General features: G+C 42.0%; 15 protein-coding genes and 1 other annotated feature. All 15 genes read left to right on the forward strand.

Going from position 1 to position 13,053, the window contains the following annotated elements; genetic code table 11:
* Positions 1 to 147 precede the first annotated feature (147 nt).
* The 15 genes from radA (at position 148) to rplK (ending at position 12,932) form a co-directional block, all read left to right on the forward strand.
* Entirely contained in the window at positions 148 to 1,518 is a 1,371-nt protein-coding gene (gene radA, locus BN6556_RS07320) for a DNA repair protein RadA (RefSeq protein ID WP_066189127.1), read from the forward strand.
* Positions 1,519 to 1,717: 199 nt separating this feature from the next.
* Positions 1,718 to 2,821, forward strand: a complete 1,104-nt coding sequence (locus BN6556_RS07325; RefSeq protein ID WP_066191187.1) for a PIN/TRAM domain-containing protein — start codon at positions 1,718 to 1,720, stop codon at positions 2,819 to 2,821.
* Between the two features lie 92 nt (positions 2,822 to 2,913).
* Positions 2,914 to 3,609 (forward strand): 2-C-methyl-D-erythritol 4-phosphate cytidylyltransferase, encoded by a 696-nt coding sequence (gene ispD / locus BN6556_RS07330; protein WP_066189131.1) that lies wholly within the window; start codon positions 2,914 to 2,916, stop codon positions 3,607 to 3,609.
* Entirely contained in the window at positions 3,609 to 4,100 is a 492-nt protein-coding gene (gene ispF / locus BN6556_RS07335; RefSeq protein ID WP_066189134.1) for a 2-C-methyl-D-erythritol 2,4-cyclodiphosphate synthase, read from the forward strand. Before ispD ends, ispF begins: the two co-directional genes overlap by 1 nt.
* Before the next feature lie 149 nt (positions 4,101 to 4,249).
* Positions 4,250 to 5,716: a glutamate--tRNA ligase gene (gene gltX / locus BN6556_RS07340; RefSeq protein WP_066189137.1), complete on the forward strand. Its 1,467-nt coding sequence runs from the start codon at positions 4,250 to 4,252 to the stop codon at positions 5,714 to 5,716.
* Positions 5,715 to 5,935 (forward strand) — a binding site (T-box leader). (Overlaps the previous gene by 2 nt.)
* Positions 5,936 to 6,102: 167 nt before the next feature.
* Entirely contained in the window at positions 6,103 to 6,765 is a 663-nt protein-coding gene (gene epsC / locus BN6556_RS07345) for a serine O-acetyltransferase EpsC (RefSeq protein WP_066189139.1), read from the forward strand.
* Positions 6,755 to 8,158 (forward strand): cysteine--tRNA ligase, encoded by a 1,404-nt coding sequence (gene cysS / locus BN6556_RS07350; protein WP_066189143.1) that lies wholly within the window; start codon positions 6,755 to 6,757, stop codon positions 8,156 to 8,158. Before epsC ends, cysS begins: the two co-directional genes overlap by 11 nt.
* 1 nt (position 8,159) lies before the next feature.
* On the forward strand, positions 8,160 to 8,567 hold the full coding sequence (locus tag BN6556_RS07355; protein ID WP_066189145.1) for a Mini-ribonuclease 3: 408 nt from the start codon (positions 8,160 to 8,162) through the stop codon (positions 8,565 to 8,567).
* Positions 8,564 to 9,310: a 23S rRNA (guanosine(2251)-2'-O)-methyltransferase RlmB gene (rlmB, locus tag BN6556_RS07360; protein WP_066189152.1), complete on the forward strand. Its 747-nt coding sequence runs from the start codon at positions 8,564 to 8,566 to the stop codon at positions 9,308 to 9,310. The genes BN6556_RS07355 and rlmB overlap by 4 nt, the downstream gene beginning before the upstream one ends.
* Positions 9,310 to 9,819, forward strand: coding sequence for an NYN domain-containing protein (locus BN6556_RS07365; RefSeq protein ID WP_066189160.1), 510 nt, complete (start codon positions 9,310 to 9,312; stop codon positions 9,817 to 9,819). Before rlmB ends, BN6556_RS07365 begins: the two co-directional genes overlap by 1 nt.
* Positions 9,820 to 9,927: 108 nt before the next feature.
* Positions 9,928 to 10,572, forward strand: coding sequence for an RNA polymerase sporulation sigma factor SigH (gene sigH, locus BN6556_RS07370; RefSeq protein WP_066189162.1), 645 nt, complete (start codon positions 9,928 to 9,930; stop codon positions 10,570 to 10,572).
* Positions 10,573 to 10,791: 219 nt separating this feature from the next.
* On the forward strand, positions 10,792 to 10,938 hold the full coding sequence (rpmG, locus tag BN6556_RS21535) for a 50S ribosomal protein L33 (protein ID WP_078059977.1): 147 nt from the start codon (positions 10,792 to 10,794) through the stop codon (positions 10,936 to 10,938).
* A gap of 37 nt (positions 10,939 to 10,975) precedes the next feature.
* Positions 10,976 to 11,155 (forward strand): preprotein translocase subunit SecE, encoded by a 180-nt coding sequence (gene secE, locus BN6556_RS07375; RefSeq protein WP_078059978.1) that lies wholly within the window; start codon positions 10,976 to 10,978, stop codon positions 11,153 to 11,155.
* Between the two features lie 531 nt (positions 11,156 to 11,686).
* A complete protein-coding gene (gene nusG / locus BN6556_RS07380) occupies positions 11,687 to 12,226 on the forward strand; it encodes a transcription termination/antitermination protein NusG (RefSeq protein WP_066189165.1) in 540 nt (179 codons plus the stop codon).
* A gap of 280 nt (positions 12,227 to 12,506) precedes the next feature.
* Positions 12,507 to 12,932 carry a 50S ribosomal protein L11 gene (rplK, locus tag BN6556_RS07385; RefSeq protein WP_066189169.1) on the forward strand — a complete coding sequence of 142 codons (426 nt, stop codon included), beginning with the start codon at positions 12,507 to 12,509 and terminating at the stop codon, positions 12,930 to 12,932.
* Positions 12,933 to 13,053: the final 121 nt, after the last annotated feature.

The raw sequence follows: 13,053 nt of genomic DNA on the forward strand, positions 1-13,053 counted from the left end.
TTTTATGTCCTTTTTATCCAAAATTTACAATAAAAAACGGTGTCAGTATCGGAATTATACACTTTTTACATATACTTTAATCAAATTGATAGAACTCTGTAACTTACAGGCCTTGTTTTTCGTATATAATAGAAAGGGGCGATATCATTGGCCAAACGCAAAACCAAATTTGTATGTCAATCCTGTGGGTATGAGACGCCAAAATGGATGGGGAAATGCCCAGGTTGTCAACAATGGAATACACTAGTAGAAGAGGTAGAAGCAACTAAACACGCAAGAGGAAACTGGACAAGGGATCAAACAACGGCACAAAAGCCGCAGAAACTGGCCAATATTCAATTGCAAGAGGAACCACGTGTCAAGACACAAATGCAAGAACTAAATCGCGTGCTCGGTGGCGGTGTCGTGCCTGGATCATTAGTTCTGATTGGCGGTGATCCGGGGATAGGAAAGTCAACCTTGTTACTCCAAGTCTCACAGCAATTAGCGGCAGAAAAGGTCGATGTCTTATATATTTCTGGAGAAGAATCCATTAAACAGACGAAGCTCAGGGCAGATCGTCTGGGAGTTGTCTCTGATAGCTTGTATGTATTATCTGAAACGAATATGCTGGATATTGCCAACCAAATCGATCAGCTTGATCCTGGTTTTGTGGTAATTGACTCGATTCAGACGGTTTTTAAAGAAGAGGTAACCAGTGCACCAGGCAGTGTTTCACAGGTGCGTGAATGTACAAGTGAACTATTGCGCATTGCCAAACAGAAGCATATCCCAATTTTTATCGTCGGGCATGTGACCAAAGAAGGATCGATTGCTGGGCCTAGGTTATTAGAGCACATGGTGGATGCCGTCTTGTACTTTGAAGGGGAGCGGCACCATACCTTCCGAATTGTACGAGGAGTCAAAAACCGCTTTGGCAGTACAAATGAAATGGGCATATTTGAAATGAAGGAAAAAGGTCTGGTTGAAGTATTAAATCCATCAGAAGTCTTTTTGGAAGAACGATCAAGAGGCGTAGCAGGAGCGACAGTGGTTGCCTCCATGGAGGGAACAAGGCCAGTATTGGTAGAGATACAATCTTTGATATCGCCAACTAGTTTTGGTAATCCCCGGAGAATGGCAACAGGTATTGACCATAACCGTGTACCGCTTCTCATGGCTGTATTAGAGAAAAGGGTCGGACTCATGCTTCAGAATCAAGATGCCTATGTTAAGGTGGCTGGCGGCGTCAAATTGGATGAGCCTGCTATTGATTTAGCAGTTGCCATTAGTATTGCCTCCAGCTTTCGCGATAAGCCGCCGCAAATGGATGACGTATTAGTCGGAGAAGTTGGCTTAACCGGTGAAGTACGGCGTGTCTCTCGTATTGAACAACGAATACAGGAAGCGGCAAAACTAGGCTTTAAACGAGCGATCATTCCTGCCAAGAATATGGAGGGATGGACACCTCCTAATCAAATAGAACTAATTGGTGTACGATCAGTGCAAGAGGCGATCCAAGCGACACTAGGCAATTAAAGATTTGATTTTTGAAAATGAAAGATTAAAAAAGAAAAAAAAGGGAATAACAAGGACAATAAGTCTCTCTTTTTTTACCGTAATAAGGTGATTAGCGGGGGTGTCTCTCTCCGCTAACGGCACACTTTTTAATCATACACTAGAAAGAATGTTTAAAAATAAGCTAGATGGAGAGAATACTATATAGGAGGTGACGATGGTGCTAAAACGATTTGTACAAATTTTCTTTATTATTGCAGGTGGAACAGCAGGATATCTCTATATACCACGCCTGTTGGAACTACTTGGTTTTGCTGAGGGAACATGGATTATGTCTGGATACGTAGCACCTTATGTTGGATTAGTTGTAGGGGCAATTATCTTATTTATTCTATCTTTATGGTTTGCAGACTACTTTATCCGTTTCTTTGGATGGATTGAAGAGACTTTGATGAAGGCTCCAGTAGCTGATTTGTTATTTGGCAGTCTGGGGATTATTATCGGTTTAATTATTGCTTATTTCGTTATTACACCGATTCAGATGATTGAAATAAGAGTAATTTCACAGGTTTTACCTCTGTTTATCAGCTTATTGTTTGCCTACTTTGGTTTTCAAGTCGGATTCAAGCGGCGGGATGAATTCTTGAATTTGTTTACTCTTCCGAAAAAAGAGAAGAAGAAAACAACCGTGTCAGAGGACATCAAACAGGATACACCAAAGCCTAAAATCCTCGATACAAGTGTGATTATCGATGGTCGGATTGCGGATATTTGTCAAACCAGCTTCCTAGAAGGAACGATCATTATCCCGCAATTTGTTCTAGAGGAGTTGCAGCACATTGCCGATTCCTCAGATGCTTTAAAACGCAATCGCGGTCGTAGAGGATTAGATATTCTTAATCGAATCCAAAAAGATTTACCGATCAAGGTCGAGATTTACGAAGGTGATTTCGAGGAAATTAGTGAAGTGGACAGTAAATTGGTAAAACTGGCCAAGGTGATGGATGGTATCGTCGTAACTAATGACTTTAATCTAAATAAGGTCTGTGAATTCCAGAATGTTCCTGTGCTGAATATCAATGATTTGGCTAATGCCGTTAAGCCAATCGTGTTACCTGGCGAGGAATTGATGGTACAGGTTATTAAAGATGGTAAAGAACAGAATCAAGGCGTGGCCTATCTGGATGATGGCACTATGATTGTCGTAGAGGAAGGAAAAGCCTATATTGGTCAGAATATTGGTGTCATTATCACGAGTGTTTTACAGACTTCTGCCGGCAGAATGATCTTTGCAAAACCAAAATTGCTTGAAAAAGCACTGTAAAAAAGGTATAACTTATACAGGATAGACTAAAAAAAGTGATAACATCTGTTATCACTTTTTAGTCTGAATTAGCATTAGATAGGGGTGGCCGCATGGTTGAATATCATGTGATTGTACTAGCGGCAGGACAAGGAAAACGTATGAAGGCAGGCAGAAACAAGCAGTTTATCGAATTATTAAACAAGCCTTTAATCGCACATACATTAGCGAAATTTATTCAAGATGACTGGTGTCAAAAGGTGTATCTAGTGATTAACCCGACCGAACAGCAGATCATGGAGGAACTTATTGCCGATTATCACTGGCAGGACAAGGTGCAATTGGTACACGGCGGCAAGGAACGGCAAGAAAGTGGGTATGCTGGCTTGCTGGCTATCGATGCATCTGCGCATGACCAAGTGGTCATGATCCATGACGGGGCTCGTCCCTTTGTTGTGATAGAGCAATTGCATGAACTGGCAATGGCAGCAAAGGAGAAACAGGCTGCATTATTAGCTGTACCGGTAACCGATACCATTAAACAAAAAAATGGAGAGAAGATAGAGACATTGGATCGATCGGTTTTATGGGCGGCGCAAACCCCACAGGCTTTCGATTACCAATTAATTAGACAAGCACATGAACATGCCCTGGCCCAACAATTTTTGGGAACAGATGATGTGTCGTTGGTGGAGGCCTTAGATAAACCCGTTGACATTGTGCAGGGTTCTTATCAAAACGTGAAATTGACAACCCCGGAAGATATCGTACGGGCAGAAATGATCTTAAATCAACAGGAGGACGGATAATGTTTCGGATTGGACAAGGCTTTGATGTACATCAACTAGTAGAAGGAAGACCGTGTATCGTTGGCGGGATAGAGATTCCCTATGATTATGGTTTATTAGGACACTCGGATGCAGATGTGTTGTTACATACGATTGCGGACGCTTGTTTAGGAGCGATTGGAGAAGGGGATATTGGCAAACACTTTCCGGATGACGATGTAGCCTATAAAGATGCAGACTCCCAGCAGTTACTGCAGGAAGTATGGCAGCTGGTAAAAAGGAAAGGCTATACCTTAGGAAACTTGGACTGCACCGTGATTGCCCAAGCGCCCAAAATGGCTCCTTATATGGAGTCAATACGTGCTAATATTGCCAAGCTATTAGAGGGAGATGTTTCGCAAATCAATGTCAAGGCAACAACAACCGAACAGCTAGGGTTTACCGGGAGAAAAGAGGGAATGGCAGCTCAGGCAGTTGTATTATTACAAGCAGCTAAACATGAATTGGACTAACCCGGTAACCGGATTGCTAGGGATCGTCAGACGTTTCGGATCATGAACCAAACGCACTTCTAAGATAAAAAATGATAACAATTTATCAAAGATAGTGATAAAATAGAAAATAACAGACTGTAAAATGATAGATGGAGGGACAATGGATAATGGGAAATGAAGTACGTGTGCGATATGCACCAAGCCCGACCGGACATTTGCATATTGGAAACGCAAGAACAGCACTATTTAATTATTTATATACGAAACACTTAGGTGGTAAATTTATTATTCGTACGGAAGATACGGATGATAAACGAAACGTAGCAGGTGGCGAAGAAAGCCAGTTGTATTACTTAAAATGGCTCGGTTTGGAATGGGACGAAGGTGCGGATATCGGCGGAGACTATGGCCCTTATCGTCAGACAGAACGTTTGGATCTTTATCAGGAGTATGTAGAGGATTTGCTGGAACGTGGTCTTGCCTATAAGTGCTACATGACTGAAGAAGAACTGGAAGCAGAGCGGGAAGAGCAACGGGCAAATGGACAAGTACCAAAGTATTCCGGGGCGCATCGTGATTTGACACAAGCGCAAATCGATCAGTTCGAGGCAGAAGGGAGACAACCCAGTATTCGATTCCGCGTGCCGGAAGGGAAGACATATACCTTCCGTGATATCGTCCGGGGTAATATCACGTTCGAATCCAGTGATTTTGGTGATTGGGTGATGGTAAAGAAGAATGGTATGCCGACATACAATTTTGCCGTGGCAATTGATGACCACTTGATGAAGATTAGCCACGTATTACGCGGAGAAGAGCATATTTCCAATACTCCGAAACAAATGATGGTGTTTGAGGCGTTCGGTTGGGAATCACCAATCTATGGCCATATGACACTGATTTTGAATGAAAATCGTAAGAAACTGAGTAAACGCGATGAACATATTTTGCAGTTTATTGAACAATACAAGAATCTCGGTTATTTACCAGAGGCGTTGTTTAACTTTATTACCTTGTTAGGTTGGTCTCCGGTTGGGGAGGATGAATTATTTACGCAAGAGGAATTTATCCAAATGTTTGACCCAGAACGCCTGTCTACTTCCCCAGCTGTGTTTGATCCGGCGAAGCTCAAATGGATGAACAACCAGTACATCAAACAACTGTCCTTGGACGAGGTAGTGGCGCTAAGCTTGCCTCACCTGGTCGCAGCAGGTAAACTGCCGGAGGATATGACGGAAGCGCAGCGTGATTGGGCGATCGAACTGATTGGTCTGTATCATGAGCAATTATCTTTTGGTGCCGAAATTGTGGAGTTAACGGAACTTTTCTTTAAAACAGAAATAGACTATAATGAAGAAGCAATGACAGTCTTGAAAGAGGAACAAGTACCAGAAGTGTTGACTGGTTTTCTGGAGCAATTTGACGCGATCGAAGAATTATCTCCAGAGGCGATTAAAGCAAGTATCAAAGCAACTCAAAAACAAACCAAGCAAAAAGGAAAAAAATTATTTATGCCTATCCGTGTGGCGACAACCGGCCAAGTTCATGGTCCTGAGTTACCTAATGCCATTGATTTATTAGGGCCAGATACGGTAAAAGCAAGGTTGAAAAACGCCTTGGCATTCATTCAATAATTTAACGTAGACGAGGAAAAGTAGAAGGTATACCTGCTTATGACAGAGAAAACCATCATCGGCTGAAAATGGTTAAGGCAGCTGCCTTTGAAATGCACCTCCGAGTTTTTCTTCTGAATACAGAGTGTAGGAAGAAACGGCTAACCATCGTTATTAGGTGAAAGTGAAGGATGATTCTGTCCTTAAACAGAGTGGAACCGCGCGCAAGGCGTCTCTGAGTGTAACAGCTTAGAGGCGTCTTTTGTGTTTTTAGCCGCACTTGAGCAGCAAGACTTGGCATGCTATACACAAATAAAGCAAGGCCTGTTGATGGATAACGAGACTTATCAGAGTGTTAGCGTCGAGGAAGGAGGCTGACACTCTGATAAAAAGGAGGGGGAGCAGAGATGGGGTTTTTAAAGTTGTTAAAACAAGATATGGATGTAGTATTTGATCAAGACCCAGCGGCACGCACCTATATCGAGGTTTGTTTGACTTATTCTGGGTTGCATGCCATCTGGGCGCATCGAGTAGCGCACGCCTTTTATCGCAAGAAATTCTTTTTTATCGCACGAGTAATTTCTCAAATCAGTCGTTTTTTTACCGGGATTGAAATCCACCCTGGAGCCATCATTGGCCGTCGTTTTTTTATTGATCATGGTATGGGGGTGGTCATTGGTGAAACATGTGAGATTGGAGATAATGTCACGATATTTCAAGGGGTGACCTTAGGCGGAACTGGTAAGGAGAAAGGAAAGCGGCATCCAACGATCCATGACAATGCACTCGTTGCCACTGGTGCAAAGGTGTTAGGGTCGATTACGATTGGTACCAGTTCCAAAATCGGTGCTGGATCGGTAGTGCTGGAGGATGTGCCTGACCATTCCACTGTCGTAGGTATACCAGGAAAGGTAGTCGTCCAGAATGGGGAGAAAGTGCGTAAAGACTTAGATCATCATAAGCTCCCTGATCCGATTAGTGAAGTCATGAAAGAAATGAGACAGGAAATCAGCCAGCTGCAATCAGAGGTAGCAGCATTGAAAAAAGGAGAGAAAAATAATGACGATTAATTTATATAACACACTGACTCGTCAAAAAGAGGTATTTCAGCCGATAGAGCCAAATCGTGTCAAGATGTATGTCTGCGGACCAACCGTATATAATTATATTCATATCGGCAATGCCCGTCCGGCGATTGTATTCGACACCGTTCGGCGATATTTTGAATATAAGGGATATCATGTCGATTACGTGCTTAATTTTACCGATGTGGATGATAAATTAATCCGTGCGGCCAAAGAGTTAGATGAAGAAGTACCGGTTATTGCGGAACGTTTTATTCAGGCTTACAAGGAAGATGTAGGGGCACTTGGAGTAAAGGAGGCAGCTATTCACCCGCGGGTGACCGAATCAATGGCTGATATTATTGAATTTATTGCTGCTTTGGTTGATAAGGGGCATGCTTACGCATCGGATGGAGATGTTTATTTTAAAACCCGTTCATTCGAAGGGTACGGAAAACTATCCCATCAATCAATTGACGAATTGAAGTCTGGGGCACGTATTCAGGTTGGTGAGAAAAAGGAAGATCCGTTAGACTTTGCCTTGTGGAAGCAGGCAAAAGAAGGGGAGATTGCTTGGGATTCTCCTTGGGGAAAAGGTCGTCCCGGTTGGCATATTGAATGCTCGGCAATGGCCAAGAAATATCTCGGCGATACGATTGATATTCATGCAGGCGGGCAGGACTTAACTTTTCCTCACCATGAGAATGAGATTGCTCAATCCGAGGCATGCAATCACGCTACGTTTGCAAATTATTGGATGCACAACGGTTATATCAATATCGATAATGAAAAAATGTCCAAATCTTTGGGGAATTTCGTATTGGCACATGATCTGATTCAGAAGCATGATCCGAAGGTAATACGCTTTTTTATGTTGAGCGTGCACTATCGTAATCCGATCAATTTTAGTGATACCTTGTTAGCCAGTGCCAAGAACAGCTATGAACGAATTGAAAATGCCTTGGCCAATTTACATCATCGTAAACAGACGAGTATGAATTTAACGGACGACACGCAAGTATGGCAGGATAAAATCCAACGCTTCAAACAGCAATTTGAACAAGAGATGGATGATGATTTTAATACCGCTAATGCCATTTCAGTTATCTTTGACCTCGTTAAGGAAGCCAACGTGTACTTACAGTCTTATCAAACAGATGAAGTGGTGCTAGATGGCTTTTCCGAAACCTTAAACAGCTTTTTGGAGGTGCTTGGTATCCCGCAAAAAACAACAGGAGATGAATTATTGGATGAAGAAGTGGAGGCATTGATTGAACAGCGTGTCGAGGCAAGAAAAAATAAAGACTTCCAGCGAGCTGATCAAATTAGAGATGAATTAACTGATCGTTATATTATACTAGAAGATACACCTCAAGGTACAAGGTGGAAACGAGGATAACATGGAAAAACAAAATCCAAGAGAAATGAAAAGTCTGGCCTTGGCGTATATGGGCGACGCCATTTATGAAAAATATATTCGTGAGTATTTACTGAGGAGCGGCGTGGTAAAACTACAGCAACTGCATCAATATGCAACCAGCTTTGTCCGCGCCACCGCTCAGGCAAGTGTCATCCATTTCTGGATGGAGCAGGGCACACTAACCGAGCAAGAGTTAGCGATTGTCAAAAGGGGACGAAATGCCAAATCAGGCTCTGTCCCTAAGAATACTGGGGTGCAGGACTACCGTTACAGTACGGCATTTGAAGCCTTGCTCGGCTTCTTATATCTGGATCATCAAATAGATCGACTAGAGACGTTAGTACAGGAAGCCATCGAGTGGACAGAGAAAGGAGATGAACACCAATGAATGACGATTGGATCATGGGAAGGAATACAGTGATAGAGGCACTTGAATCCAAGCGGCCCATCCAGAAATTATATATCGCAGAACAACTAAATCCATCCTTTGCAAAAAAAGTGCAAGGTCTGGCCAAAGCAAAGAATGTGCCTATTCAGCATGTGCCAAAGAAAAAACTTGATCAGTTGGTCTCTGGCAATCATCAAGGAGTAGCGGCACAAGTGGCGGCATACACCTATGCTAACATTGATGAGTTATTTGCTGCGGCTGAAAAAAGATCAGAAGCTCCCTTTTTTCTGATATTGGATGAGATAGAAGACCCTCATAATCTCGGCTCGATATTACGAAGTGCAGATGCCACAGGTGTGCATGGTGTTATTATTCCAAAAAGACGAGCTGTCGGCTTAACCACAACGGTTGCCAAAACCTCGGTCGGAGCCATCGAGCATATCCCGGTGGCAAGGGTGACGAATATTGTTCAAGCTATCGAAGAGTTGAAATCTCGTCAGGTATGGGTAGTTGGAACGGAAGCGGACGCTTCTGAAGACTACCGCCAATTAGATGGACAGCTCCCGATCGCATTGGTTATCGGTAATGAAGGCAAAGGAATCAGCAGATTAGTGAAAGAAAATTGTGATTGGACGGTAAGCCTGCCAATGATCGGTGCGGTCTCTTCCCTCAATGCTTCTGTTGCTGCGAGTGTGTTGATGTATGAAGTATTACGAAAACGGGACGGGCAGGGTGACGCCTGATGGATGTACTATTAGTGGATGGATACAACATGATTGGAGCTTGGGAAGAATTAAAGGTGTTAAAAGACAAAGATTTGGAGCAAGCAAGACAATTATTAATCGAGAAAATGGCGGAGTATCAAGCTTATCGTCAGCGCAAGGTCATTATTGTTTTTGATGCCTATGAAGTGCGGGGGCTGGAGAATCATCAGGAACAATATAAGGTGGAGGTAATTTTTACGAAAGAAAACGAAACGGCCGACCAATGTATTGAACGTTTGATCAAGGAATTTAAAAACGTGCGGACAAAGGTGTTTGTCGCCACCTCTGATTATACAGAGCAGCGCACGATCTTTGCACAAGGGGCGTTTCGTATGTCAGCGAGGGAATTGGATATAGAGCTGAATAATATTCAAGGGGAGATTGACGTCGATATTCGAGAGCATCAAGCACAGCAACTAAAAACAAAGATACCAATTGATCAAGAAATGTTGAAACTATTCGAAAATTGGCGACGTGGTAATAAATAACAAATTACCAGTTGACGCAAGGTAAGCGCTTCCTGTATAATATGGCTAATGTAGTCTTCAATACCTAATTTTTCGGCCATAATGCCAGGAGGAGTCCTAGAAACCAACATGCGAGTAGAAAAAAGAGATCTCAACTATCAACTTTTAGAGGATAATGAACTAGTATGGTTAGTGCAGACCGGAGACAAACAAGCGCTCGATTTTCTTATTAATAAGTACAAAATGTTCGTTCATGCCAAAACGAAAACTTATTTTCTTGTTGGTGCCGACCATGAAGATATCACCCAAGAAGGAATGATTGGTTTATACAAGGCAATACGAGATTTTCAGGCGGATAAGCCAGCATCCTTTCGAGCATTTGCGGAATTATGTATTACAAGACAGATTATTACAGCGATTAAAACGGCCACAAGACAAAAGCATATGCCGCTAAATTCTTACATATCATTGGATAAACCGATCTATGATGAGGGGTCGGAGCGAACATTGGTGGATGTTCTTGAGGCCACGATTGCAATGGATCCAGAAGAATTGCTAGTCAGCAGGGAGCGTTTCGGTGACATGGAGAACCGTTTGGCAGAGGTGTTAAGCAGGCTAGAACGTGAAGTCCTTTTGTTGTATTTGGAAGGAAGAACGTATCAAGAGATCTCCCTTGAACTTAAACGGCATATCAAATCAATCGATAACGCATTGCAACGAGTGAAGAAGAAACTGGAAAAATATTTAGCAGAAAGCGGTATTGATATCTCTTAATGGATTCATCATCTGATTGCGTTGACAGCCATCGTTAACCGTGCTAAAGTATAGTAGGTGTGTAAACCCATATAAAAATGGTGCGGAAAGCTTGTGAAACAGCAGCAAGTTGTGGATTGTGTTATAATAGCACTTGTAATCCATCCCTATTTCTTAGTTGGACAAGCGAAATTATATCACCACCCTTTTTACATGCACGATAATGAAGAGGTGTCATTAATGGGGAATAAAGTAGCACTTGCATGCGAGGTTTGTCAAAGCAGAAATTATAGTACAGATAAGAACCTGTCGGATGCAAGTAGAATGGAAATAAGGAAGTTTTGTAAACATTGCAACCGACATACCACCCATTGTGAAACGAAATGATGTGGCGGTAGTATGAGACAGTTTGGAGGTACTATCTGTGAAACCAATTACTTTTTTGAAAAACGTTAGCCGTGAAATGAAGAAGGTTTCATGGCCAAAAGGGCGTGAACTCACTCGTTATACAATAACCGTAGTAGCTACAGTTGCTTTTGTAACGGTGTTTTTCGCCATCGTGGACTTGGGAATCACCCAACTTCTTAATATGTTATTTGAATAATTGGCCATTATATATGTTATACTAATATTAAATACGTTGAATGATGAACCCGTTAGGCGGGTTTTTTCGTTGTAAGCACAGAAAGTAAATAATCCTTGGTATAATAGGACTTTTTTTCTTTTGATGATATAAGTTGAATGAAATCATTTCTCGTTGATATCTGATAGATGCTACCTTTCAGCAGAGTTGAAAGGCGTGTGATTGGCCATTCACACGAATGGATCAAACGAGGTATTATCAGGAAATCATGCGAGCGAAGACTTGCTTGTCACGCGTTTTTGTTATATTTATACGTTCAACTTATATAGTAATAAAGGGACGGATGGGGTTTGCTTGGTTTTTCTTAATAGGTAAAAATCTATTATAATCATCACTTTGATAGGGTTGTAAAGTGATATTAGTGTCCGATAAACGGACATGCAGATCGAACTTTAACACAATCCATTGACGCTATATATCAAACAATAATAAACCGCGTATAAAATATTATTCAGAAAAGGGAGGGAAGGGCGTACGTCGGCCGAATTGAACATGGAAAAAAGATGGTATGTCGTACATACTTATTCAGGTTATGAGAATAAAGTAAAGACGAACTTAGAGAAACGACTGGAATCAATGGGCATGGAGGATAAGATCTTTCGCGTGCTGGTTCCTGAAGATGAAGAAACCGAAATTAAGAACGGTAAAAAGAAGGTAGCCAAAAAGAAGGTGTTTCCAGGCTATGTGTTAGCTGAAATGGTAATGACAGACGATTCATGGTATGTTGTTCGGAACACACCTGGTGTTACAGGTTTCGTTGGTTCTGCTGGGTCGGGATCAAAGCCGACGCCATTACTGGAAGAAGAAGTAGAAACCATTTTAAAACGAATGGGCTATGACGAACAGCCAGCAGCCGAGGTTGATTTCGAATTAAAGGAAACCATCGAAGTAATCGACGGGCCATTTAATGGTTTCTCCGGAAAAATCGAGAAAATTGATATCGATAAACAGAAGGTTAAGGTGTTTGTGGACATGTTTGGCAGGGAAACTCCGGTGGAATTGGATTTTTCTCAAGTTAAAAAATTATCCTAAACAGAACCTTCAAAAAGTCTTTCAAAAAGGACGCAGCAAATTTCTGCGTTGCAACAGGATGTCTCTGGTTTTAGCTTGCGGCCTTATTATCGAACTTATTGTACAGGCGCTAAAAGTGACATTCTGTAAAAATATAAGAAATCCACTTGCATTTTGGGCTAGATAATGCTAAAATTTTTATGTTCTTTATGCCTCGAGTAAAAGATTGATTGATGCATATGAGTGGGAGGGTAAATATGTTGCCCTATTACCACATCACGGACTTAAGGAGGTGTGTCTCGTGGCTAAAAAAGTAGATTCAGTTGTAAAACTTCAGATCCCGGCAGGTAAAGCGAATCCAGCACCGCCAGTTGGTCCTGCTTTAGGTCAAGCAGGTATTAACATCATGGGATTTTGTAAAGAGTTTAATGCACAAACACAAGATCAAGCTGGTATGATTATTCCAGTAGAAATTACGGTATATGAAGACCGTTCATATACATTCATTACTAAAACACCGCCAGCAGCGGTATTGCTTAAGAAAGCAGCAGGTATTGAATCGGGTTCAGGTGAACCGAATCGTAACAAAGTAGCAACACTTAAACAAGATCAGGTGAAAGAAATTGCCGAATTAAAAATGCCTGACTTAAATGCTGCTGATGTAGAAGCTGCCATGCGTATGGTAGAAGGTACTGCTCGCAGTATGGGGATTGTCATCGAAGACTAATCTCGCTGCGTTGTGCCAAAGCGAAAGGTTGCGGTAGTGATGGGGGAGTATAAGCATCACCTGCAACCTTTCATTTTGAGAGAAATGTTCCGCTCGAATGAAGTGGGAGGTATAACCGTTA

Origin of the sequence: Gracilibacillus timonensis (assembly GCF_900086715.1) — a bacterium.
Classification (GTDB): domain Bacteria; phylum Bacillota; class Bacilli; order Bacillales; family Amphibacillaceae; genus Gracilibacillus; species Gracilibacillus timonensis.